The following is a 23,656-nucleotide window of genomic DNA, read 5'->3' as shown; positions in this document are numbered from 1 at the left end:
TGGCCTGTTGGCACTGTCGCCAATAAGTGACATCTAAGTTATTGATTTCACTCACTCGCTGAGTTTTATCCGAATAACGTTTCTATTCAGCGACAGTTTCTTTTGACCATCAGGTCCGGAACGCGCTGACTCCAGTTACCCCGCATTTATCTTTGTTATAGAAATCATTGTGTTAATGATTAATTATAAAATTGGCACGACTATTGCTAATATCTCTGCAGTGGCTCATTCACCTGGTTACGACAGCCCTGCGAAAGCGGTCAAGCGCTTCATAACAACCCGAATGACGCACAATACGGTGCCTGCCGTCCACCAAACCGATACAGTCCACTTTGTGGCTCTATCAAGCTTCGGACGCAACGTTGAGTTAGGCACCACCTAATTTTCTGTGATGACGGATGTCCTCACAGCGTGAATGGCAGATTCTTTGAATCTGCCATTTTTCGTTTTGGATCCAGGGCTTTCTTCCCGCGCGTCACTCAGCTAGCATCGTTGCAGCGTGCAAAATGAGAAACTCTTGTGAAAAAATGGCGTTTATTCCCTCGTTCCCTTCGTCAACTGGTATTAATGGCCTTTCTGCTGGTGCTGCTGCCTTTACTGGTGCTGGCCTGGCAGGCATGGGAAAGCCTGTCTGCGCTGAGCGAAAGGGCGGCGGATACCAACCGCACTACGCTGACCGACGTTCGTCGCAGCGAGGCGATGGCGCGAACCGCGCTGGAACTGGAGCGTAGCTATCGGCAGTACTGCGTGCTGGACGATCCGATGCTCGCCAACCTCTATCAGACCCAACGCACCAAATACGCGCAGATGCTTGATGCCCAATCCTCCGTACTGCCCGACAGCCGGATTGCCACCACGCTGCATAACGCCTTGGGCCAGCTGGTAAAAATCAGCTGCGATAACAGCAATCCAGTGAAGGCCGCTTCCGACGCGCTGGAGGCGTTCTCGACGGCAAATGCGCAGCTGGTTCAGTCGACGCGCGAAGTGGTTTTCTCGCGCGGTTTACAACTTCAGCGCGAAATTGCCGAACGCGGCCAGTATTTCGGCTGGCAGGCGCTGATATTGTTCTTACTGAGCCTGGGATTGGTGCTGCTGTTTACCCGAATGATTATCGGCCCGGTCAAGGCGGTTGAGAGAATGATTAATCGGCTGGGAGAGGGCAGACAGCTCAGCCACAACCTGGCGTACAAAGGCCCGCGTGAATTGCGCTCGTTAGGGCAACGGATCCTCTGGCTGAGCGAACGGCTTGCGTGGCTGGAATCCCAGCGCCATGAGTTTTTGCGTCATATTTCTCATGAGCTTAAAACCCCTCTGGCCAGTATGCGTGAAGGCACCGCGCTGTTAGCGGACGAAGTGGTGGGCACCTTAACGCCGGACCAGCAGGAAGTGGTCAGCATCCTCGATCAAAGCAGCCGCCATTTGCAGCGGCTGATCGAGCAGCTGCTGGACTACAACCGCAAGCTATCTGAAGCCCCGGTGGCGATGGGCGAGGTGCAGCTGGATCCGTTGATCAACGGCATCGTCAGTTCGCACAGCCTGACCGCCAGAGCTAAAATGATGCAGACTGAAGTGACGCTACCGGTTGCGGCCTGTCGCGCCGACGCCACGCTGCTGGCGCGGGCCATCGATAATCTTTATTCGAATGCGATACATTACGGCGGAGAATCCGGTACCATCTGGATCCGCAGCCGCCAGCAGGGGCGCAAGGTGCTGATCGAGGTCGCAAATACCGGCAGCACCATCCCTGAAGGTGAAAGAAAAATGATCTTTGAGCCTTTCTTCCAGGGCAACCAGCAGCGCAAAGGCGCCGTAAAGGGCAGCGGACTTGGGCTGAGCATCGCCAGGGACTGTATCCATCGCCTGCAGGGCGATCTGCAACTGGTTAACAGTGAAGCGGAAGAAGTCTGTTTTCGTATCGAACTTAACGCCATCGTCGGGAATGCCCAATAATGAGAACCCTCCCTGTTTCCGCTGTGGTCGCCATCGCTATGCTGTTGGCGGCATGCAGCAGCAAAGCCCCCGATCCGGCCATGACCATTAACGGTAAACCGCTGACCGAACCCGAAATCAAAATCGTCAATTTCCAGCTGATTGACTGCAACCGCTTATGGGACATCGACAGTGACACGGCGCTGAACAGTTCACTGTACTGGTTACGGGCGATGGATTGTGCGGTGCGTCTTTCCCCGGCTGAAGCCCGTGAAGAAGCCCGGCGCTGGCCAACGGATAACTGGCAAAGCGCCTTCAAGCAGGGCGTATTGCTGAATAATGGCAACGTCACGCCGGTCGAACGGCGGCAGTATATGGCGCGGCTGGACACCTTTAGTGCCGACTATCCTTCTTCGCTGCGTCCACTTATTCAACTGTGGCGGGACGATCAGATGGGGCTACTGCAACTGTCGGAAGAGAGAACCCGCTACCACCATCTGCAGCAAAGCAGTGATGCCGAGCTGGATGCGTTGCGCCAGCACCAGTTGGCGTTAACTAACGAACTCAGCGTCACCCGCCGTAAGCTGGAGTCACTGACCGATATTGAACGCCAGCTCTCATCCCGCCGTTCTCCGGATGCGTCCGATAGCAGCCACACCGATAAGAGCGACGGAAGCACGCCGGCCACAACACCCGAGGATGCTGCGCAGCCATGATAAAGAAATCAGCCAATCTGCTGCTGGTGGACGACGATCCCAGCCTGTTGAAACTGTTGGGAATGCGTTTGAGCAGCGAAGGCTTTAGCGTGCAAACGGCCGAAAGCGGGCCGGAAGCGCTGCGATTGTTGCAAAGGGAGAAGATCGACCTGGTGATCAGCGATCTGCGGATGGACGAAATGAATGGCGTCGAGCTGTTTAACGAAATCCAAAAGCAGCAGCCTGGCATGCCGGTGATCATTCTTACCGCCCACGGTTCAATACCTGAAGCGGTCTCCGCTACCCAGCAGGGCGTGTTCAGCTTTCTGACCAAACCCGTCGACCGCGATGCGCTTTACAGTGCTATCGATCAGGCGTTGGCACACCGCGCACCCGCAAGTGATGATGCCTGGCGCGAAAGCATTGTGACCCGCAGCCCGGTAATGCTGCGCTTGTTAGAACAGGCCAGAATGGTCGCTCAGTCGGATGTCAGCGTGCTGATCAATGGCCAGAGCGGCACCGGCAAGGAGATCCTCGCCCAGGCGATCCATGCCGCCAGCCCAAGAGCCGGCAAAGCCTTTATCGCCATTAACTGCGGTGCCTTGCCTGAGCAGTTGCTGGAATCGGAGCTGTTTGGTCACGCCAAAGGGGCCTTTACCGGCGCGGTCAGCCAGCGTGAAGGTCTGTTTCAGGCAGCCGAAGGCGGCACGCTGTTCCTCGATGAAATCGGCGATATGCCACAGGCGTTGCAGGTGAAATTGCTGCGCGTGTTGCAGGAGCGCAAGGTGCGTCCGCTCGGCAGCAACCACGATCAGGACATTAACGTGCGCATCCTCTCGGCAACGCACCGCGATCTGCCGAAAGCGATGGAAAAGAAAGAGTTCCGTGAGGATCTCTTCTACCGCCTGAACGTGGTTAACCTGAAAATTCCCGCGCTGCATGAGCGTTCAGAAGATATTCCGCTGCTGGCGAATCATCTGTTGAAGCAGGCGGCCGAGCGGCACAAACCCTTTGTGCGCAGTTTCTCGACCGACGCGATGAAGCGACTGGTGGCCGCCAGCTGGCCGGGGAATGTCCGTCAGCTGGTCAACGTGATTGAACAGTGCGTGGCGCTGAGTTCGGCACCGGTGATTGGTGAAGCGCTGGTTGAACAGGCGCTGGTGGGCGAAAACACCGCGCTACCGACCTTCGTGGAAGCGAGAAACCAGTTCGAACTCAATTATTTACGCAAGCTGCTGCAAATGACCAAAGGCAACGTCACCCATGCCGCACGTCTGGCCGGGCGCAACCGCACGGAATTCTATAAGCTGTTATCCCGCCACGAGCTGGATGCCTCTGATTTTAAAGAGTAGTTTTTTTGTGCCGCTTCACGGCTGAGATATGTTAGCTTAAGCACGCTGAAAAAGAGACAGACCGCGCAGCGGGAGCTGTCCGTTGCACGTATACTGAACAGAGATTACTCTCCGGCCGCGGAGAGAATGAAAAGGGTCTGCCATGAAAAAGATTGATGCCATAATCAAACCGTTCAAACTCGACGATGTGCGTGAAGCACTGGCCGAAGTAGGGATTACTGGAATGACCGTGACTGAAGTGAAAGGCTTCGGTCGTCAGAAAGGACACACCGAGCTTTATCGTGGTGCGGAATACATGGTCGATTTTCTGCCGAAGGTGAAGATTGAGCTGGTTATCGCTGACGATATCGTCGATACCTGCGTCGAAGCCATCATGCGTACCGCGCAGACCGGCAAAATTGGCGATGGCAAAATCTTTGTCTTTGATGTGGCACGCGTGGTGCGTATTCGTACCGGCGAGGAAGACGAAGAAGCGATCTGATTTTTTGCCTCTCCCGTCTGGCCCATCACATCGCCGTCCTTTACAGGGCGGCGATGTCGTTTCTGGCTGACCGATCACAGCACCTTGTGCGGACCAAACACTTCGTAATGGATGCGGGCGCTGTCGATGCCCAGCGTGACCAGCTGTTGCGCCACCTGCTGCATAAAGCCTAACGGCCCACAAAGGTAGTAATGACCTTTCGGATCGCTAAGCTGGCTCTCCAGCGGCAGTAAATTCATCACGCCGGCGCTGTCGAAACGTCCGGCATCCTGCGGCAGCGGATCGCGATACCACAGGTGCTGCGAAAAATTGGGCAGACGTTGTGCTGAAGCCGCCACCTCTTCACCAAACGCATGTCTGTTGCCATTATCGGCAGCATGGAACCACTGCACGCGGGCAGGATGCTGCTGAGAGGCCAGCACATCCAGCATCGCCAGCATTGGCGTCTGGCCGACGCCGGCGGAGATCAGGGTGACCGGTGTCTCGGGAGAGACGGCCAGCAAGAAGTCACCCGCCGGTGCGGCCAGTCTCAGCTCATCACCGACCTGTGCATGCTGGTGCAGCCAGCCAGACACCGTGCCGCCCGGTTCATGGCGCACGGCAATGCGATAATCCCGGCCATTGGGCGCGCGGGTCAGCGAATACTGGCGGATCTCCTGATTGGCAAAACGCTTGTCGCGCAGCCAGACGCCAAGATACTGACCCGCCTGATAATCCGCCACCGGCTGACCATCGGTCGGGCTGAGAATAAAGCTTTTGATCACCTCGCTTTGCGGCTCAATGGCGCTGATGCGAAACGCCCTCGGCGTACGCCAGCCGCCCACTTTTTCCTCGGCCTGCTGATAAAGCTGTTCTTCCCGCTGAATAAACACGCCCGCTAGTACGCCATAGGCTTTGCCCCAGGCATCCAGCACCTCGTCGCCCGGACTGAGCATTTCGTCTAGGGTTGCCAGCAGATGCTGGCCGACAATCTGATACTGCGCGGGCTGAATGGCGAAGCTGGTGTGCTTCTGCGCAATCTTTTCCACGGCGGGCAGCAGAGCAGCCAGATTTTCAATATTGCTGGCATAGGCACAGATGGCGTTAAACAGCGCTTCACGCTGATTGCCGTTGCGCTGATTACTCATATTGAAAATCTCTTTCAGCTCGGGATTATGCGCAAACATTCGGTCATAGAAATGGGCGGTCAACGCCGGACCGGTCGCCAGCAGGGCAGGAATGGTGGCTTTCACAGTGGCAATGGTTTTTGCGTCTAACATAGGTGAACTCCCTTGAGGGTTTAAACATGTATTTAAAATGCATCTTATAACTTATAAACACGTATTGTAAATACACCTTTAACTGGCAGGGGCATCATTTGGTTAGGCAACCCTCGCCAGTCCTGAAGCCAATCGATTGCGTAAAAAGGGCGCTTTGTGGCTACCCCTAAGCAGGTAAAACAGTTTACACTGTTGGCCTTCGCCCAAACGGGCCGATCGATACCGATTATTTTGTTAGCTGAGTCAGGAGATGCGGATGTTAAAGCGTGATATGAATATTGCCGATTATGATGCCGAGTTATGGCAGGCAATGGAGCAGGAAAAAGTGCGTCAGGAAGAGCACATTGAACTGATTGCTTCTGAAAACTACACCAGTCCGCGTGTTATGCAGGCGCAAGGTTCTCAGCTGACCAACAAATATGCCGAAGGCTATCCGGGCAAGCGCTACTACGGTGGCTGTGAGTATGTGGATATCGTTGAGCAGCTGGCGATCGATCGTGCGAAAGCGCTGTTCGGTGCCGATTATGCGAACGTGCAGCCACACTCAGGTTCCCAGGCGAACTTCGCCGTCTACACCGCGCTGCTGCAGCCGGGCGACACCATTCTGGGGATGAACCTGGCACACGGTGGTCACCTGACTCACGGTTCCCCGGTTAACCTGTCGGGTAAGCTGTATAACGTCGTGCCTTACGGCATCGATGAAACCGGCAAAATCGATTATGACGATCTGGCGGCGCAGGCTCAGAAGCACAAGCCAAAAATGATCATCGGTGGCTTCTCCGCGTACTCCGGTCTGTGCGACTGGGCGAAAATGCGTGAAATCGCTGACAGCATCGGTGCCTGGCTGTTTGTTGATATGGCGCACGTTGCCGGTCTGATCGCAGCGGACGTTTATCCTAACCCACTCCCGCATGCACACATCGTTACCACCACCACCCACAAAACCCTGGCGGGTCCGCGTGGCGGCCTGATCCTGGCGAAGGGCGGCGACGAAGACCTGTACAAGAAGCTGAACTCCGCTGTCTTCCCTGGCGGCCAGGGCGGCCCGCTGATGCACGTGATTGCCGGTAAAGCGGTCGCACTGAAAGAAGCGATGGAGCCTGAGTTCAAGGTGTACCAGCAGCAGGTGGCTAAAAACGCTAAAGCGATGGTTGAGGTGTTCCTGGAGCGTGGCTACAAAGTGGTTTCTGGTGGCACGCATAACCACCTGTTCTTGCTGGACCTGGTTGACAAAAACCTGACCGGTAAAGAAGCGGATGCCGCGCTGGGTCGCGCCAACATCACCGTTAACAAAAACAGCGTACCAAACGATCCGAAGAGCCCGTTTGTGACTTCAGGTATTCGTATTGGTTCTCCTGCGGTTACTCGCCGTGGCTTCAAAGAAGCTGACGTCCGCGAGCTGGCTGGCTGGATCAGCGACATTCTGGACAACGTCGCGGATGAAGGCACTCAGGAACGTGTGAAGAAGCAGGTTCTGGAAATCTGCGCACGCTTCCCGGTTTACGCATAACGTTGCGTTACCCCTTTCCCTCGCGAAAGGGGATCCGGAACACATTAACGGGACAATACTGTCCCGTTAATTGATCTTAGGCCTGACCTCTGAGAAAGTAGCGCGCACTTTTGTCGGAGGGAACATGGCGATTCGTTCAGCTTACTGGCTCGGTCTGGGCTATTTCACGTACTTCTTTGCCTATGGCGTCTGGCTTCCTTTCTGGGGAGTGTGGCTGAAAGACTCTGGCCTGCAGCCAGAGAAAATTGGCCTGCTGCTGGGCTGCGGCATGATCGCCCGATTCCTCGGCAGCCTGATCATCGCCTCAAGAGTCACCAATCCTTCGCAACTGATTACCGCGCTTCGCCTGCTGGCGGTGATGGCGTTATGCTTTGTGCTCAGCTTCTGGATCAGCACTTCGTGGATCTGGCTGCTGCTGGTGATGATTGGCTTCAACCTGTTCTTCTCGCCGCTGGTTCCGCTCAGCGATGCGCTGGCAGCGACCTGGCAAAAGCAAATTTCAATGGCCTATGGCCCGGTCCGCCTGTGGGGCTCGCTGGCGTTCGTTATCAGCTCGGCGCTGACCGGCGTGCTGGTCAATGCTTTCTCTTATCAGGCGATCCTGGTGATGCTGTGTATCGGCGTTGCCGCGATGTTTGCTGGCATGCTGTTGCGGCCATCCGTGCTGCCTACAGGCAATGCGAAGCAGACCGAAACGGCCGGATGGGCTGACTGGAAGCGATTGCTGCAGGAAAATGCCGTCTGGCGGTTCCTGCTGTGCGTGACGCTGATGCAGGGCGCGCATGCCGCCTATTACGGCTTCAGCGCCATCTGGTGGCAGGAAGCCGGCTACTCAGCCAGCGTCGTCGGCTATCTCTGGTCGCTGGGCGTGGTGGCCGAAATCATTGTCTTTGCCTCCAGCAACCGACTGTTCCGTCGCTGGGGCGCGCGAGACCTGCTGTTGCTGTCAGGGATTTGTGCGCTGGTACGCTGGAGCCTGATGGCATCAACCACCGCGCTACCCTGGCTGATTGTGGCGCAGATCCTGCACTGCGGCAGCTTCACCGTTTGTCATCTGGCGGCGATGCGTTTTATTGCCACGCGCGAGGGAGGAGAGGTGATCCGTCTGCAGTCGGTCTATTCGGCGCTGGCGATGGGTGGCGGTATTGCGGTGATGACCATGATTTGCGGCGTGCTGTTCCAGCATCTGCACGGCGGCGTCTTCTGGGTGATGGCGATGGTGGTGATACCTGCGCTGTTCCTGCGACCGAAGGTCGCCTGATCACGACTCCAGCAGCTGCCGGATGCGCTGCTGCTGATGAGGTTGCAGCGGCAGCTCGGCATGAATTAACGGCGGCGAGTAGAGAGGAAGCGGTGTGGCGTACGGAGTAATCACCAGCGCAATGCCCTTAGGCGCACTGCTGCGTTGATACTCGGCCACATCCAGGTATTTGATATTCAGTGGCAGCAGCGTCAGCTCGCGCACCTGTTGCTCAACTTCCCGCTCCAGCGCCTCATCCTTGCCGGTAAGCAGCAAAACCTGCTTCTCCTGCAGCGCACTTTCCTGCATCAGCCAGGCGCCAAAAATTATCGCAATCAGCCCCATCTCTTCCTGCGAGAAGGTCAGCTGATACTGCTGCTCGAATTCCGCTACCGCGGCCTGGGTGGTTCGCAACAGCTTTGGATACAGGCGGGTCACTTCCTCAGTCAGGCTGTTATCAATGCCGACACCAAACAGCGAGCGTTCCAGCGCCTGGGCCAGATGGGTATAAAGCTGGTCGGCCAGCCCCTTATCATCACTGAAGCGCATGCCCGAAAGCTGCTGAAAGCGATCGATTAACTGGCGCACCGCGTCCAGCAGTTGATGTTCATAATCATGGTGGGCATCATCAGCGCTGGGTGCGTGCATCTGACTGAACAGCAGGGCAAACAGCCAGGTTTCACTGCCATCGGGGGCCGTTTTACAGCGTTTTTGCCAGTGACGAACCACTTCCTCCGCCACCTGATGTTCGATTTTTGCCGCCAGCCAGCTTTGCTGCGCGTCATTGAATTCCGTGCGTGATTGCCGGCACAGTGAATGCTGCATTAGCAGTTGCAAGAATTGGCGATCCCGCTCGGTGAACTGGCGTGCGAGCTTCTGGCCGCAATGTTGCACCAGCGCCAGAAGGTTTCGCTCATCATAAAGCGCCTTCTCAATCTGCTTCTGTTTGAGCTGCTGCTTAACGTGCGGGGCAAAATGTTGCTGCACAAAATCCGGTGTCAGCCGCAATGCCCGACGTAACCAGTGAAACAGGCACAACCGCTGGTCCAGTTCCGCACCGCTTATCTGCCACTTCCCCGCGGCATCCTGATGCAGGGCGAGGCGGTGATAGCGCTGGATTTCTGCTTCGACCTCCGCTATATCTTGCCGGGTAACCGACCGATCCACCCCGTTAATCTGACTCATCACCTCAAGAGTCACGGGAAGTTCAGGGAGATAAAGCAATAAAAGCAGATGACAATGACGCTGCGGACTGGAGAAAGCTGAAGGCTCGGGTGAGGGTAAACTCATCGTCGGCAATCCCAGTGAAAAGTAACATCGCTAAGCATAGCGTGATTGCTGCCGGTGGCAGCGTGGTGCGGCCAGTTTTATTTATAGCTTTCTAGGCAGGTCACAGAATTTTTGCCTGAACAGCAGAGGGAATTGAATTTGTTACATTATAACATTATTGTTGGGCGGCTAATCGGGGCATTATGCCTGTGTCTGGCACCGCACGCGTGGGCCCATCCGCACAGCTTTATTGATATGCAGGCAACGCTAGTGCATCAGGACGATAAGATCACTGGCCTGAAAATGCATTGGGTGATGGATGAGATTACCTCGGCCGATCTGCTGTACGACGCCGGTAAGGCCAAACCCGATTCAGTAGTCTGGAAAAAGCTGGCGGCAGAGGTGATGGCCAACGTGCTCGGACAGCATTATTTCAGTGAGTTCTGGCATCAGGGCAAACCGGTGAAGTTCGATAACTTACCGCCGGAATACCATCTCTCCAGGCAGGGAAACAAGGCGGTGCTGGACTATGTTTTACCGCTGGGCGAACCGCAGCCGCTGGCCAGCCAGACGTATGTCTTTACCACCTTTGACCCGAGTTACTTCGTTGATATGTATTACGATTCCGAAAAGTCCCTGCACATTCCCCCTGAGCTGGCGCAGCGCTGTACCTTCACCCTGAAAACGCCGAAACCGGATGCGTCGATGCAGGCCTATGCGCTGTCGCTGGATAAAGCCGACGCGCCGCCAGAGGATATGGATTTGGGGCAACAGTTTGCGCAGACGGTGACCCTGACATGTCAGTAAATGCCATAACTCCCCGGCCGCAACGTGGCTGGCTGCAAGCGTGGCCGCTCTATGTTGTGCTGCTGCTGTTTATTGCCGCAGGTTTCACTGTCTGGCAACACTGGCCGCAGATCCTGTTGCAAAGTATTCTGTGGCAGAAAACGCTTCATCAACAGATGACCGCGTTGCTGCAGCAGGTGGCCAGCCATCCGCATCAGGCGGGGTTGGCGCTGATGGGATTCAGCCTGATGTATGGCGTGCTGCATGCGCTGGGGCCGGGGCATGGCAAGGTGGTGATCGCGACGTTTCTTGCCACGCATCCAACGAAAGTCAAAACCAGTTTGCAACTGACGCTGGCCGCGGCGGTGGTTCAGGGCGGGGTGGCCATCCTGCTGGTCACCGTGATGCTGGTGGTGCTCGGCCTCTCATCCCGCCAGCTGCATCTCAGCAGTTACTGGCTGGAGAAGGGAAGTTATCTGATGGTCGCCGGACTGGGCCTCTGGCTGTGCTGGCGCGCGCTGCGCAAAATCTGGCAAGCCTTACGGCCCTTGCCAGCGATGAAGATTCAACGGATCGTGCCGGTGGGGCATCAACACAGCGATAGCTGCGGTTGCGGGCATCAGCATGTGCCGGACGCCCAGATGCTGGATAAAGCGGTCAATGGCAAAACCAAAGCGATCGTGGTGCTTTCGATGGGACTGCGCCCTTGTTCCGGGGCGATCATGATGCTGCTGTTTTCAAAAGTGATCGGTGTTTATGGCTGGGGCGTGCTGTCGGCATTGGCGATGGCGGTGGGCACGGCATTGACCGTTTCGGCGATGGCCTTGCTGGTGCAGGTTTCCAGAGCGCTGGCGCTAAAACTCAGCCGTGGCGCCTCTCCGGCGGGCTGGCAGAAGGTCGGCTGGTCAGGATTGTCGTTGGTGGGAGGCGTGCTGCTGGTCGCGGTCGGCATCATGCTGTGGCTGAGCGCCACGCCGGCGATGTCCGGCGGCATAAGACCGATGTTTTTAGGCTAATCTGAAAGCAAAAAAGGCGGAGCTGAGCTCCGCCTTTTTGTCACTGAACGATCCCGAAGGGGAACCTAGCGCTTCAGCGCTTCGCTCAGTTCTTCACGCATGTTAGCCAGCATCGCTTTAACGACGCGTGGGTTGCCCGCAACAATGTTGCCGGAAGTCAGGTAACCGTGTGCACCAACAAAGTCAGTCACCAGGCCGCCTGCTTCACGCACCAGCAGTTCACCGGCCGCGAAATCCCATGGCTTCAGGCCAATTTCAAAGTAACCGTCAACACGGCCAGCCGCCACGTAGGCCAGATCCAGGGCAGCAGAACCGCTACGACGGAAATCAGCACACTGGGTGAACAGCTTGCCTACGATGTTGATGTAAGGCGTGGCGTGTTGCTTCAGCTTGAACGGGAAGCCGGTTGCCAGGATGGTGCCATCCAAGTCGCGAGCGGTGCTGCCGCGCAGGCGGTAACCGTTTAACTGCGCGCCCTGTCCACGAACGGCGCTGAACAGCTCATTGCGCATTGGATCGTAAACGACGGCGACTTCAGTGCGGCCTTTAATGCGCACGGCGATAGAAACAGAGAAATGAGGAAGGCGTTTGATGTAGTTAGTGGTGCCATCCAGTGGATCGATAACCCATTGTACATCCTCGTCTTCACCGGCTAATTCACCACTCTCTTCGGTAATAATGGTGTGCTTCGGATAGGACTTGCGAATCACCTCAATAATCAGGCGCTCAGCGTCGCGATCAACATTGGTAACGAAGTCGTTGGTGCCTTTCTGGCTCGCTTCGACAGCGTCCGGGGTTTCGTAATTCTTGACGATTAAATTTCCGGCCTTGCGCGCAGCGCGCACGGCAATGTTGAGCATTGGATGCATCGTTATCTCTCACTGGATGTTAAAGAACGGGAAAACGGCGCGGATTATAGCAGGGAGATCGTAAAATGTCCTGAAAATATGATAGCATCCTCAAATTATCTCACTGACCTGAACTCCTATGCTGCAAAACATCCGAATCGTGCTAGTTGAAACCTCTCACACCGGCAACATGGGATCCGTCGCCCGCGCGATGAAAACCATGGGACTGACCAACCTTTATCTGGTTAACCCTCTCGTCAAGCCTGACTCCCAGGCTATCGCCCTGGCGGCGGGTGCCAGCGATGTGATCGGCGAAGCCCACATTGTTGACACCCTCGATGAAGCCCTGGCCGGCTGTAGTCTGGTTGTTGGCACCAGTGCCCGCTCCCGTTCGCTGCCGTGGCCGATGCTGGATCCGCGCGAATGCGGGATCAAAAGCGTGCAGGAAGGTCAGCAGGCGCCGGTCGCGCTGGTCTTTGGCCGCGAGCGCGTGGGTCTGACTAATGAAGAGCTGCAGAAATGTCACTACCACGTGGCAATCGCCGCTAACCCGGAATACAGCTCGCTGAACCTGGCGATGGCGGTGCAGATCATCGCTTATGAAGTGCGTATGGCGTTTTTACAGTCGCAGGAAACCGTGCAGCCAGAGTACGAAGAGTCGCCATATCCGCTGGTCGATGACCTTGAGCGCTTCTATCAGCATATGGAACAGATGATGACCCACAGCGGCTTTATCCGTGAAGGCAGCCCTGGCCAGGTAATGAGTAAAATGCGTCGCCTGTTCACTCGAGCCCGCCCGGAGCGCGATGAACTGAATATTCTGCGCGGCATGCTCTCTTCGCTGCAAAAGCCAAAGGGCGAAAAGTAGACTATTTTACCCCCCGGTTTGCGGGGGTAATAGTTGACTAAAACGGTTGGTTAAATAGTTGAGTGTTTTACTAGGTTAAATACTTGACCAATTTAGTCGGGAATGGCAGACTTCAGGCATATTTTGTTAACACCCAACCAGGGTAATTACTGAGGTCGTTTACGCCATGAGACTGACATCCAAAGGCCGTTATGCCGTTACTGCTATGCTCGACGTTGCACTTCACTCCCATCAGGGGCCTGTGCCGTTAGCTGATATTTCAGAACGTCAGGGCATCTCCCTGTCTTATCTGGAGCAGCTGTTCTCACGCCTGCGCAAAAATGGCCTGGTGGCTAGCGTACGTGGTCCAGGCGGTGGTTACCTGTTGGGTAAAAGCTCTGACGCGATCGCGGTCGGTGCCGTGATTACGGCGGTTGACGAATCCGTTGATGCGACTAAGTGTCAGGGTAAAGAAGGCTGCCAGGGTGGCGAACGCTGCCTGACTCACGTGCTGTGGCGTGACCTGAGCGAGCGTATCAGCGACTTCCTGAACAACATTTCACTGGCTGAGCTGGTTAACAACCAGGAAATCCTGGAAGTGGCTGACCGTCAGAACAATACTGAAAAAGCGCGCGTGTCCAATGGCCGCGTGCATGAAACCATTAACGTCAATCTGCGTGCCTGATTGTCGCTAACGCGAACCTGTCTCCTGTCGTTCACCGGCTGATAGTTTCAGCCGGTGGCGGCAGGGTGATAACCTTATCGGGTCGCATTGAATGACTTACATTTAGCATGATGTATGGAGTTCAAAAGCAATGAAGGTTCCGATTTACCTTGATTACGCTGCAACCACCCCTGCCGATCCTCGCGTAGCCGAGAAAATGATCAAGTGCCTGACGCTCGACGGCACCTTTGGTAATCCCGCATCCCGTTCTCACCGTTTTGGCTGGCAAGCCGAAGAAGCGGTGGATATCGCCCGTAATCAGGTGGCCGAATTAATTGGCGCCGATCCGCGCGAAATCGTCTTCACCTCCGGCGCGACCGAATCCGATAATCTGGCGATCAAAGGCATTGCTCACTTCTATCAGGAGAAGGGCAGGCACATCATCACCAGCCAGACCGAGCATAAAGCGGTGCTGGACACCTGTATTCAGCTGGAACGTGAAGGGTTCGAAGTCACTTACCTGGCACCAGCCAGCAACGGGGTGATCGACCTGGATCTGCTGCAGTCGGTGATGCGCGATGACACCATCCTGGTGTCGATCATGCACGTGAACAACGAAACGGGCGTGGTGCAGGACATTGGCAAAATTTCTGAGCTTTGCCAGGCGCGCGGTATTCTGTTCCATGTTGATGCGACGCAAAGCGTCGGTAAATTACCGGTCGATGTCACCCAGATCCCAGTCGATCTGATGTCATTTTCTGCGCATAAAATTTACGGCCCTAAAGGCATCGGCGGTCTGTATGTTCGCCGTAAACCGCGTATCCGTCTGGAAGCGCAGATCCACGGCGGCGGTCATGAGCGCGGTATGCGTTCCGGAACGCTTCCCGTGCATCAAATTGTCGGCATGGGGGAAGCATTCCGCATCGCTAAGCAGGAGATGGCTGGTGAAATGGCGCGCCTGAGCGCATTTCGCCACAAACTCTGGTCGGGCTTCAGTGACATCGAGGAAGTCTATCTGAATGGCGATTTGGCGGCGGGTGCGCCGAATATCCTCAACGTCAGCTTTAATTATGTCGACGGTGAGTCGCTAATTATGACGCTGAAAGATCTCGCGCTGTCGTCAGGCTCTGCCTGTACCTCTGCCAGCCTTGAGCCTTCCTATGTGCTTCGCGCATTGGGGCTGAATGATGAGCTGGCGCACAGTTCACTGCGTTTCTCTTTGGGCCGTTTTACTACCGAAGAAGAGATCGACTATGCGATTCAGCTGGTGCAGAAGTCGATTGGCCGCCTGCGCGAGCTTTCCCCGGAGTGGAAAGCATTCAAAGCTAACAGTCAGACAGCAACGACTTCTCGTTGAATTAGCAGCACTTTCCCTCTACGACTCTCCAACGGACTGAACACTTTTTCAGTCCGTTTGCTCTCATTTCTGCAAGTCTGATTAGACGAACGCAAATAAAGGTTTATTGTAGTGACCGACCGTTTTTAAGGACGGACCAAATAATAAACTCTAGAAGGAGCCATGCGATGACAACCACACCAATGAAAATAACACTGTCAACGGCAGCGGCGGATGCACGTTGGGGCGAAAAAGCGACCCTGACCAGCAATGACAGCGGGATGACCATTCATCTGACCGGCGGCGATGTGCTGGCAACTATCCAGCGCGCAGCGCGTAAAATTGATGCGCAGGGCATCCGTCATGTCAGCCTGAGTGGCGACTGGGATTTGGAAAAAAGCTGGGCATTCTGGCAGGGTTATCGTGGGCCGAAAGGGCAGCGCACCGTTGAGTGGGCGACGCTGAATGACAGCGACCGTGCCGAATTCGACAGCCGCATGAAGATCATCAACTGGGTGCGCGACACCATCAACCTGCCTGCAGAAGACCTTAGCCCTGAGCAACTGGCTCAGCGTGCCGTCGATCTGCTGTGTGGCGCAGGCAGCGACAAGGTCAGCTACCGCATCACCAAAGGCGAAGATCTGCGCAAGCAGGGCTATATGGGCCTGCACACCGTCGGTCGTGGCTCGACCCGCAGCCCGGCGTTTTTGGCGCTGGATTACAACCCAACGGGCGATGAGAACGCACCGGTGTTTGCCTGCCTGGTGGGTAAGGGCATCACCTTTGATACCGGCGGCTACAGCCTGAAGCCGAGCGGTTCAATGGACTCAATGAAGTCAGATATGGGCGGTGCAGCGACGCTGACCGGTTCTCTGGCGCTGGCCATCAGCCGTGGGCTGACCAAACGCGTCAAACTCTATCTTTGCTGTGCCGACAATATGGTTAGTGGCAACGCTTTCCGTCTGGGCGATATCATCACTTACCGTAACGGTAAAACCGTTGAAGTGATGAATACCGATGCCGAAGGGCGTCTGGTGCTGGCTGATGGCCTGATTGATGCCAGCGAGCAAAATCCCGAGCTGCTGATTGATGCCGCCACCTTAACCGGCGCGGCGAAAACCGCATTAGGTAATGATTACCACGCGCTGTTCAGCTTTGACGATCGGCTGGCTCAGTCGTTACTGGGCAGTGCAACGGATGAGAACGAGCCGTTCTGGCGCTTGCCGCTGGCTGAATTCCATCGTGGCCACCTGCCATCCAACTTTGCCGATCTGAACAACATTGCTGCGCCGTCACACACCGCCGGTGCCAGCTCTGCGGCCGCCTTCCTGTCGCATTTTGTGAAGAACTATCAGCAGGGCTGGCTGCATATCGACTGTTCAGCCACCTACCGTAAAGGTGCTGTCGATCAGTGGTCTGCCGGTGCGACGGGCTTAGGCGTGCGTACCGTCGCCAATATGCTGCTGAAATAAGCCTGGATCGAACCGATGAATGAAACCAATCAGCGCCTTGAAGAGGTGCTAAAACTGGCCGCGACTGAGCCTGCTCATCGCCCTGAATTTTTTGCTCTGCTGATGGACGCCAGCGTCTGGGTGCCAGGTGAAAGCCCGGAGGAACAGGCCGTCACCGCTGAATCTCAGGTGGACCTGCAGCACTGGGAAAAAGACGACGGCACCAGCATCATTCCCTTCTTTACCTCGGTAGAAGCGATGGAGCAGGCGGTCACCGAAGAGCAGCCGTTCCTGGTGATGCCGGTACGCACCCTGTTTGAAATGACGGTGGGAGAAACGCTGTTTCTTAACCCTAAGCTGCCGACAGGCAAAGAGTTCTCTCCACGCGAAATCACCAGCCTGTTGGGCGAAGGCGCGAATGCGCTTAGCCAGCAAACGGTGCTGGAAGGGGGAACCTCGCTGTTACTGTCTGAGATTGCTGAACCGCCAGCGCAGATGATTGATTCCCTGACCCAGCTGTTTGCGAAATATAAGCAGGTTCGTCGGGCTTATGTGGCGCATATCAAAGAAGCGGCAGAGGATCGGCCAAACCTGTTGATTGGGATTGAAGCGGACAGCGATATCGAGGCGATTATTCAGGCGGCGGGCAGTGTGGCAACGGATACGCTGCTGGAAGATGAGCCGGTGGATATTTGTGAAGTGGTGGAAAACGATAAAGGCATTAGCCACTTCTTTACCGCCCATATCACCCCGTTTTATGAACGCAAGTGGGGCAGCTTCCTGCGGCAGTTTAAGGCGAACAATAAGCCGGCATAAGCTCGTCGAGTCGGCATAAGGTGAAAAAAGGCGGGTCAGCTTAGTTGACCCGCCTTTTTTATCCGCGCGAATCAGCCGACGGCGATGGGCAGATCGTCACGACTTCCCCATTCTCCCCAGGAGCCGTCATACAGCGTAACGTTTTCGACGCCCAGCGTGGTCAACGCCAGAATGACCACCACCGCCGTCACGCCGGAGCCACAGCTGGTGACGATCGGCTGGGTAAGATCGACGCCTTGCTGGCTGAAAATCTCTTCCAGCGCCTTGGGCGACTTCAACTCACCGTCTTCGACCAACGAATTCCACGGCACATTCAGGCTGTTAGGAATGCGTCCACGGTGCAGGCCGGGACGAGGTTCATCCACTTCGCCTCTGAAACGGTTAGCTGCTCGCGCATCCAAAATTTGCGCGCCGCCTTCATGACTGATTAACAGCACGTCGGTCAGGCGTTTCACCAGTTTGCTGTCAAAGCGGGCGTCAAATTCCGCTTCGGGCAGGTCAACCGCACCGCTTTCCAGCGCATAACCGGCATCTTCCCAGCCTTTTAATCCGCCAGCCAGAATCGACACCTTCGCCACGCCGAACTCACGCAGCATCCACCAGGCGCGTGGAGCAGAGAACAGGTTGCCCTCATCGTAAACCACCAGGTGTTTATCGCTGTTGACCCCCAGCTCACGCATCGCAACGGCAAAGGTTTCCGCCCTCGGCAACATATGCGGGTAAGGGCTGGTGTGATCCGACAGGGCTTCGATATCAAAGAACGGCGCGGCAGGCAGGTGCTTTGCCAGATATTCAGCCTTAATGTCCCGCTGGTTTTCCATACCCGGAGGCAACATGCGTGCGTCTACAATTTGCAGATCGGGATCCGAAAGGTGTTCTGCCAGCCAGTCGGCGGTAACAAAGAAAGAGGATGTCATAGCGGCCTCGCGTTGGGACATGAAGTAACGATAGTTCCAGTGTACCGCGCTGTTACTCCATCACAAGATGTTCCGCACTATCAGGATGATATTGCGTAAGAATCTGAATGCAGCACGCAATTCTTGTGTCGTTGGCTGACGGGTCCTGAATAACTTTGCGAAATGTTGCTAAAAGTGAAAAAACAGGCTTTTTTTTGCCCCTGCTGAGGTCATACTGTGCACCTCAATTATCGGGAGCTGGCCATGGAGTCATGATGAACGTTAAACGGAATGGATTATATGTTGCGGCTTTTCTCTCGCTGCTGCTGTTAGGTGGCTGCGATCAAAAAGAAGAAACATCATCGACACCGGCCAGCCAGAGTGCATCTGATAAGGCGCCAGCCAGTAAGCCTCCCTTACTAAGTGACGCGCAGAGGGCAGCTGAAGCTAAACGTGATGCGGGTAAATCATTAACGCTTATTGATGCTTCCGAAGTGCAGCTGGATGGCGCCTCCACGCTGGTGCTGACGTTTTCCATCCCGCTTGACGATCGGCAAAACTATGCCAGCCAGTTACATTTGATCGACACCAAAACCGGTGCAGTCGAAGGCGGATGGGAGCTTTCTCCCTCGCGTAAAGAACTGCGTTTCCGTCATCTTGAACCGGCGCGTGAGCTGACCGTCTCGGTTGATAGCGGGATAAAAGCCGCCAATGGCGCTGTCCTTGAGCAGGCCTTCCAGCAAAAAATAGCCACGCGTGACGTGCAGCCGATGGTTGGCTTTGCCAGCCGCGGTTCTCTTCTGCCGACCAAAGTTACGCAGGGTCTGCCGGTTCTGGCGCTCAACATTAACAGCATTGATGTCGATTTCTTCCGGGTAAAACCGGCTTCACTGCCTTCTTTTCTGGCGTCCTGGCAATATGGCACCACGCTTTCCAGCTGGCAGTCACAAGATGTGCTGACCAAAGCCGACCTGGTCTACACCGGCCGTTTTGATTTCAATCCGCAGCGCAATACCCGTGAAAAAATGCTGCTGCCGCTCAGCAACATTGACGCGCTTAAACAGCCTGGCGTGTATCTGGCAGTGATGAAGCAGGCCGGTTCCTATAACTACAGCAACCCCGCCACGCTATTCACGCTGAGCGATATCGGCCTGTCTCTGCATCAGTTCCCGCAAACGCTGGCATTGTTCAGCCAGAGCCTGGAAAGCGGGGCGGCTCTGCCTGGTACTCAGCTTTCACTGTTGGACGAAAAAGGGCAGGTTCTGGCCGAAGCGACTGCGGATGCGCAGGGCCATGCGGAATTTGCCCGCTTCCCGAAAGCCAAAATCGTGCTGGCAAAGCTGGGTGAGCAAACCACGCTGTTGGATCTGACGCGTCCGGCATTGGATCTGGCGGAATTCGCGGTGGCTGGCCCGGAAGGGTACGACAAGCAGATCTTTATCTTTGGCCCACGCGACCTGTATCGCCCGGGTGAGACGGTGGTGATCAATGCGCTGATGCGTGATGCCGATGGTCAACCTTTGGCTCCTCAGCCGGTCACGCTGGAAGTGGTTAAGCCGGATGGCGAGGTTGCCCGCACGTTAGTCTGGCTGCCAGAAAATGGCCTCTATCAATATCGTTTCACCTTGCCGGAGTCGGCAACCACCGGCAAATGGTCATTCCGCCTGAATACCGGCGATAACCGTAAACGAAGCTGGGCGTTTAACGTAGAAGACTTTATGCCAGAGCGCATGGCATTAACCCTGAAAAGCAGCCCACTTCCGCAGTCTATGGAGGAGGATGCTGCCTTCCAGGTGAATGGCCGTTATCTGTATGGTGCTCCGGCTGCCGGAAACACTCTGCAAGGTCAACTGTTCCTGCGCCCGCTGAGGGATGCTGTCGCCAGCCTGCCAGGCTATCAGTTTGGCGATATCAATGAATCCGACCTGAAACGCACGCTTGATGAAGTTGACCTCAAGCTGGACGCCGAGGGCAACAGCAGCGTGGTGGCCGAATCGAGCTGGAAACAGGTGCATTCACCGCTGACCGTCATTCTGCAGGCCAGCCTGCTGGAGGCGGGTGGCCGACCGGTGACGCGCCGTGCTTCTCAGGCGATTTGGCCTGCTGAGATTTTACCCGGTATCCGGCCTTTATTTGGTAATAAGGACGTGTACGATTATCGCAGCGACAGTTATCACAGCCAGCCCATGGTGGAAGAGGGCAGTACCGCCGCCTTTGATTTGGTGTATGCCAACAGTCGCGGCAAGAAGTTGGCTGCCCAGGATTTGAATGTCCGTTTGATCCATGAACGCCGCGATTATTACTGGAGCTTCTCGGACAGCGAAGGCTGGCAGTCCCGCTTCGATCAGAAAGATCTGGTTGAAGATGAACACAACGTCACCATTGCCGCTGACGGCAGCACGCGTGTCGAATACCCAGTGGACTGGGGATCTTACCGTCTTGAAGTGCGTGACCCGGAGAATAATGTGCTCAGCAGCGTGCGCTTCTGGGCAGGCTACAGCTGGCAGGATAATACCGATGGCTCCGGGGCACTGCGGCCGGATCAGGTCAAGTTAAAGCTCGATAAACCGGCTTATAAACCGGGTGAGAAAGCCAGGGTGCACGTTGAATCTCCGGCTGCGGGTAAAGGCTATCTGATGGTGGAGTCCAGTAACGGTCCATTGTGGTGGCAGGAGATCACCGTACCGGCAGGTGGCATGGATGTTGACGTGCCGGTTGATAACGCCTGGAAACGCCATGACCTGTACCTCAGCGCGCTGGTGATCCGCCCTGGGGATAAAACCCAGGGAAGCACGCCAAAACGTGCGGTAGGCTTACTGCATCTTCCGCTGGCGCAAGAGAACCGACGTTTGTCCCTCAGCCTGGATGCCGCAGAGAAAATTCGCCCGCAGCAGACGCTGAAAGTGAAGGTGAAAGCGGGCGTTTCGCAGGGACCTGTGCCGCAAAAAATCACCGTACTGCTGTCAGCTGTTGATAGTGGTGTCTTAAGCATTACCGATTACAAAACGCCGGACCCGTGGGAAGCCTTCTTTGGCCGCAAACGGTACAACGCCGATCAATATGATGTTTACGGTCAGCTGATTGAAGGCAGCGGTCGCCTGGCGGCACTGCGCTTCGGTGGTGACGGCGATGACGAAGATCCGTTAACCCGTGGCGGGCAGAAACCGGTCACTCACGTCAATATTGTGGCCCAACAGCTGCAGGCCGTTACGCTGGATGCCAATGGCGAGGGCACGCTTGAGCTGGCAATACCGGAGTTCAACGGTGAACTGCGCGTAATGGCGCAGGCCTGGAGTGATAGCGACTTTGGTTCGGCAGAGAAGAAAGTGGTTGTCGCGGCACCGTTAGTCAGTGAACTGGCGACGCCGCGCTTTATGGCGGGTGGCGACCGCGCCAGGCTGGCGATGGACCTGACTAACCTGACCCCACAGCCGCAAACGCTGCAAATAGCGTTCAGTGCGGGTGGTTTGCTTAAGCTGGATGATCCGCAGACGCAATCAGTGATCCTGAAAGCAGGAGAACGCAAAACGCTGTTCCTGCCCGTCACCGCCTCAGCCGGATTTGGAGATGGCGACGTCAGCACGGAAATTACTGGCCTGTCGCTGCCAGGTGAAGCGTTCAAACCGATGAAACAACAATGGAAAATTGGCGTTCGTCCAGCCTATCCGGGCGTGACGCGCAGCTTTAGCAGCGTGCTACATGCGGGTGAGCCGTGGGCCTTGCCGGCAGATGCGCTTTCTGGTCTGGCAACGGAAACCCTGCAGGGGCAGCTGGTATTAAGCAATAAACCTCCGCTGAATATCGCCCGCTATATTGCCGAACTCTACGCATACCCGTACGGCTGTCTGGAGCAGACAACCAGCGGACTCTATCCTTCACTGTTTACCAATCAATTGCAGTTGAAGGCGCTGGGGATCAAGACCAGCACTGATGAAGCGCGGCGGGCCTCCATCGATCTGGGCATTGACCGTCTGGCGGGAATGCAGCGTGCAAACGGCGGCTTTGGCTTGTGGAGCAAAGAGAGTCCGGAAGAGTTTTGGCTGACGGCCTACGTCACTGATTTCCTCGTGCGGGCCAACGAGATGGGCTATGGCGTGGAAAAATCAGTGATTGAAAATGCAGACCAGCGCCTGCTGCGCTATCTGCAGGACCCCACTCAGATCGAGGTTTACTACAGCCAGGATAGCTTTGCCTCCCGCTTTAGCGTTCAGGCATATGCTGCGCTGGTCCTTGCGCGTCAGCAAAAAGCGCCACTGGGCGCACTGCGTGCCCTGTTCGATAAACAAGGTCAGGCGAAAACCGGGCTGTCGCTGGTCCAACTGGGCGTTGCATTGAAATTAATGGGCGATCGGCCGCGTTCTGAACAAGCCCTGAACCTCGGACTGGCGACGCAGCGCAGCCAGAAAGAGAGCTGGCTGGGCGATTACGGCAGCGACATCCGCGACCAGGCCATGATCTACGTGTTGTTGTCAGAGAATAAGCTTCTGCCACAGGCGCAGGACAGCTTACTGCTTACGTTGACGCAGAACTTGAATGGTAAGCGCTGGCTGTCTACTCAGGAAAATAATGCCCTGTTCCTGGTGGGCAGGGCGCTGACCGATGCCTCAGGTTCAGCCTGGCAGGCCACGCTCAACGGCAGTTCCCTCAATGGTAAAGGACCGGTGACCACGCCATTAAACTTCCCAGAGCTGGCGGAAGGGGTTCAGTTGCAAAACGATTCTGCGGATGCCATTTACAGTCGACTGGATGTGGTTGGCTACCCAACGGCTAAGCCGGCGCCTTTCAACAGTGTGCTGAATGTCACCCGACGCTATCTTGATCTTCAGGGCAAGGAGATCTCACTGGAAAACCTGAAGAGCGGTGATTTGCTGCTGGTCAGCCTGAAGGTCTGGGCGGATCGCCGGGTGCCAGATGCGCTGGTGGTCGATCTTCTGCCGGCGGGACTTGAGTTGGAAAACCAGAACCTGGCCAACAGCAGCGCCAGCCTGCAGGAGAGCGCCGCCGATGTGCAGGAGTTGATGGGGGATATGCAGCAGGCCAATATCAAACACATCGAGTTCCGCGACGATCGCTTTGTTGCCGCGGTGGATGTGGATGGCTATCGCCCGGTTACCCTGCTTTATCTGGCAAGGGCGGTGACGCCGGGTCAGTACCTGATGCCGCCTCCACAGGTGGAATCGATGTATGTCCCACAATGGCGGGCGCTGGGAACTACGCCAGACAGCCTGACGATTCACTGAGTTGCAGGTGCCTGGCTTAAC

Annotated in this window: 18 protein-coding genes; 14 read left to right on the top strand and 4 right to left on the bottom strand. The window is 55.9% G+C overall.

Annotated elements, in window-relative coordinates; all coding sequences use genetic code 11:
• Positions 1-519 precede the first annotated feature (519 nt).
• The 4 genes from EBC_RS18685 (at position 520) to glnB (ending at position 4,457) form a co-directional block, all read left to right on the top strand.
• Positions 520-1,950, top strand: a complete 1,431-nt coding sequence (locus EBC_RS18685) for a sensor histidine kinase (RefSeq protein WP_041692098.1) — start codon at positions 520-522, stop codon at positions 1,948-1,950.
• The gene (qseG, locus tag EBC_RS18680) at positions 1,950-2,645 is read left to right on the top strand and encodes a two-component system QseEF-associated lipoprotein QseG (RefSeq protein WP_049789621.1); all 696 of its coding nucleotides are present in this window, start codon (positions 1,950-1,952) and stop codon (positions 2,643-2,645) included. The genes EBC_RS18685 and qseG overlap by 1 nt, the downstream gene beginning before the upstream one ends.
• A complete protein-coding gene (gene glrR, locus EBC_RS18675) occupies positions 2,642-3,976 on the top strand; it encodes a two-component system response regulator GlrR (RefSeq protein WP_013203413.1) in 1,335 nt (444 codons plus the stop codon). Before qseG ends, glrR begins: the two co-directional genes overlap by 4 nt.
• Positions 3,977-4,118: 142 nt before the next feature.
• Complete coding sequence (gene glnB, locus EBC_RS18670; RefSeq protein WP_013203412.1) at positions 4,119-4,457, top strand: nitrogen regulatory protein P-II; 339 nt, start codon at positions 4,119-4,121, stop codon at positions 4,455-4,457.
• 74 nt (positions 4,458-4,531) lie between these two features.
• Here the strand turns inward: glnB and hmpA are convergent, their stop codons facing one another.
• Positions 4,532-5,716, bottom strand: coding sequence for an NO-inducible flavohemoprotein (gene hmpA / locus EBC_RS18665; RefSeq protein ID WP_013203411.1), 1,185 nt, complete (start codon positions 5,714-5,716; stop codon positions 4,532-4,534).
• 256 nt (positions 5,717-5,972) lie between these two features.
• Here hmpA and glyA point away from each other — a divergent pair, with 256 nt between their 5' ends.
• Together glyA and EBC_RS18655 are read left to right on the top strand one after the other, a co-directional pair.
• Complete coding sequence (gene glyA, locus EBC_RS18660; protein ID WP_013203410.1) at positions 5,973-7,226, top strand: serine hydroxymethyltransferase; 1,254 nt, start codon at positions 5,973-5,975, stop codon at positions 7,224-7,226.
• Positions 7,227-7,350: 124 nt separating this feature from the next.
• Positions 7,351-8,487 (top strand): 3-phenylpropionate MFS transporter, encoded by a 1,137-nt coding sequence (locus tag EBC_RS18655; RefSeq protein WP_013203409.1) that lies wholly within the window; start codon positions 7,351-7,353, stop codon positions 8,485-8,487.
• Here the strand turns inward: EBC_RS18655 and csiE are convergent, their stop codons facing one another.
• Positions 8,488-9,756, bottom strand: a complete 1,269-nt coding sequence (gene csiE / locus EBC_RS18650) for a stationary phase inducible protein CsiE (RefSeq protein ID WP_013203408.1) — start codon at positions 9,754-9,756, stop codon at positions 8,488-8,490. It abuts the gene before it with no gap.
• 153 nt (positions 9,757-9,909) lie between these two features.
• On the opposite strand from csiE, the gene EBC_RS18645 reads away from it, so the two are divergent.
• Together EBC_RS18645 and EBC_RS18640 are read left to right on the top strand one after the other, a co-directional pair.
• Positions 9,910-10,542, top strand: a complete 633-nt coding sequence (locus EBC_RS18645) for a DUF1007 family protein (RefSeq protein ID WP_049789666.1) — start codon at positions 9,910-9,912, stop codon at positions 10,540-10,542.
• Positions 10,533-11,537, top strand: coding sequence for a nickel/cobalt transporter (locus EBC_RS18640; protein WP_041692097.1), 1,005 nt, complete (start codon positions 10,533-10,535; stop codon positions 11,535-11,537). The genes EBC_RS18645 and EBC_RS18640 overlap by 10 nt, the downstream gene beginning before the upstream one ends.
• Positions 11,538-11,602: 65 nt before the next feature.
• On the opposite strand, the gene suhB is transcribed toward EBC_RS18640, so the two are convergent.
• Entirely contained in the window at positions 11,603-12,406 is an 804-nt protein-coding gene (suhB, locus tag EBC_RS18635) for an inositol-1-monophosphatase (RefSeq protein ID WP_013203405.1), read from the bottom strand.
• Positions 12,407-12,524: 118 nt separating this feature from the next.
• Between suhB and trmJ the strand changes: the two genes are divergently transcribed.
• From trmJ to sseB, 5 genes are all read left to right on the top strand, one after another.
• Positions 12,525-13,253, top strand: a complete 729-nt coding sequence (trmJ, locus tag EBC_RS18630) for a tRNA (cytosine(32)/uridine(32)-2'-O)-methyltransferase TrmJ (protein ID WP_013203404.1) — start codon at positions 12,525-12,527, stop codon at positions 13,251-13,253.
• 166 nt (positions 13,254-13,419) lie between these two features.
• Positions 13,420-13,917: a Fe-S cluster assembly transcriptional regulator IscR gene (iscR, locus tag EBC_RS18625; protein WP_013203403.1), complete on the top strand. Its 498-nt coding sequence runs from the start codon at positions 13,420-13,422 to the stop codon at positions 13,915-13,917.
• Positions 13,918-14,047: 130 nt separating this feature from the next.
• Positions 14,048-15,253 (top strand): IscS subfamily cysteine desulfurase, encoded by a 1,206-nt coding sequence (locus EBC_RS18620; RefSeq protein WP_013203402.1) that lies wholly within the window; start codon positions 14,048-14,050, stop codon positions 15,251-15,253.
• Between the two features lie 167 nt (positions 15,254-15,420).
• Positions 15,421-16,704, top strand: a complete 1,284-nt coding sequence (pepB, locus tag EBC_RS18615) for an aminopeptidase PepB (protein WP_013203401.1) — start codon at positions 15,421-15,423, stop codon at positions 16,702-16,704.
• 15 nt (positions 16,705-16,719) lie between these two features.
• Positions 16,720-17,499 carry an enhanced serine sensitivity protein SseB gene (gene sseB / locus EBC_RS18610; RefSeq protein ID WP_013203400.1) on the top strand — a complete coding sequence of 260 codons (780 nt, stop codon included), beginning with the start codon at positions 16,720-16,722 and terminating at the stop codon, positions 17,497-17,499.
• Positions 17,500-17,570: 71 nt separating this feature from the next.
• On the opposite strand, the gene sseA is transcribed toward sseB, so the two are convergent.
• Positions 17,571-18,416 (bottom strand): 3-mercaptopyruvate sulfurtransferase, encoded by an 846-nt coding sequence (sseA, locus tag EBC_RS18605; RefSeq protein ID WP_041692096.1) that lies wholly within the window; start codon positions 18,414-18,416, stop codon positions 17,571-17,573.
• A gap of 254 nt (positions 18,417-18,670) precedes the next feature.
• Here sseA and EBC_RS18600 point away from each other — a divergent pair, with 254 nt between their 5' ends.
• The gene (locus EBC_RS18600) at positions 18,671-23,635 is read left to right on the top strand and encodes an alpha-2-macroglobulin family protein (RefSeq protein ID WP_013203398.1); all 4,965 of its coding nucleotides are present in this window, start codon (positions 18,671-18,673) and stop codon (positions 23,633-23,635) included.
• Positions 23,636-23,656 lie beyond the last annotated feature (21 nt).

The sequence above is a fragment of the Erwinia billingiae Eb661 genome (genome assembly GCF_000196615.1).
In the GTDB taxonomy this organism is placed as follows: Bacteria; Pseudomonadota; Gammaproteobacteria; order Enterobacterales; family Enterobacteriaceae; genus Erwinia; species Erwinia billingiae.
The sequence above is the reverse complement of the archived record's forward strand: the minus strand, read 5'-3'. Positions and strand labels throughout refer to the sequence as shown.

Excerpts from the sequence above, each read along its gene's own strand:
- qseG (WP_049789621.1), top strand. The coding sequence starts at position 1,950 with ATGAGAACCCTCCCTGTTTCCGCTGTGGTCGCCATCGCTATGCTGTTG.
- glrR (WP_013203413.1), top strand. The coding sequence starts at position 2,642 with ATGATAAAGAAATCAGCCAATCTGCTGCTGGTGGACGACGATCCCAGC.
- glnB (WP_013203412.1), top strand. The coding sequence starts at position 4,119 with ATGAAAAAGATTGATGCCATAATCAAACCGTTCAAACTCGACGATGTG.
- hmpA (WP_013203411.1), bottom strand. The coding sequence starts at position 5,716 with ATGTTAGACGCAAAAACCATTGCCACTGTGAAAGCCACCATTCCTGCC.
- glyA (WP_013203410.1), top strand. The coding sequence starts at position 5,973 with ATGTTAAAGCGTGATATGAATATTGCCGATTATGATGCCGAGTTATGG.
- EBC_RS18655 (WP_013203409.1), top strand. The coding sequence starts at position 7,351 with ATGGCGATTCGTTCAGCTTACTGGCTCGGTCTGGGCTATTTCACGTAC.
- csiE (WP_013203408.1), bottom strand. The coding sequence starts at position 9,756 with ATGAGTTTACCCTCACCCGAGCCTTCAGCTTTCTCCAGTCCGCAGCGT.
- EBC_RS18640 (WP_041692097.1), top strand. The coding sequence starts at position 10,533 with ATGTCAGTAAATGCCATAACTCCCCGGCCGCAACGTGGCTGGCTGCAA.
- suhB (WP_013203405.1), bottom strand. The coding sequence starts at position 12,406 with ATGCATCCAATGCTCAACATTGCCGTGCGCGCTGCGCGCAAGGCCGGA.
- trmJ (WP_013203404.1), top strand. The coding sequence starts at position 12,525 with ATGCTGCAAAACATCCGAATCGTGCTAGTTGAAACCTCTCACACCGGC.
- iscR (WP_013203403.1), top strand. The coding sequence starts at position 13,420 with ATGAGACTGACATCCAAAGGCCGTTATGCCGTTACTGCTATGCTCGAC.
- EBC_RS18620 (WP_013203402.1), top strand. The coding sequence starts at position 14,048 with ATGAAGGTTCCGATTTACCTTGATTACGCTGCAACCACCCCTGCCGAT.
- pepB (WP_013203401.1), top strand. The coding sequence starts at position 15,421 with ATGACAACCACACCAATGAAAATAACACTGTCAACGGCAGCGGCGGAT.
- sseB (WP_013203400.1), top strand. The coding sequence starts at position 16,720 with ATGAATGAAACCAATCAGCGCCTTGAAGAGGTGCTAAAACTGGCCGCG.
- sseA (WP_041692096.1), bottom strand. The coding sequence starts at position 18,416 with ATGACATCCTCTTTCTTTGTTACCGCCGACTGGCTGGCAGAACACCTT.
- EBC_RS18600 (WP_013203398.1), top strand. The coding sequence starts at position 18,671 with ATGAACGTTAAACGGAATGGATTATATGTTGCGGCTTTTCTCTCGCTG.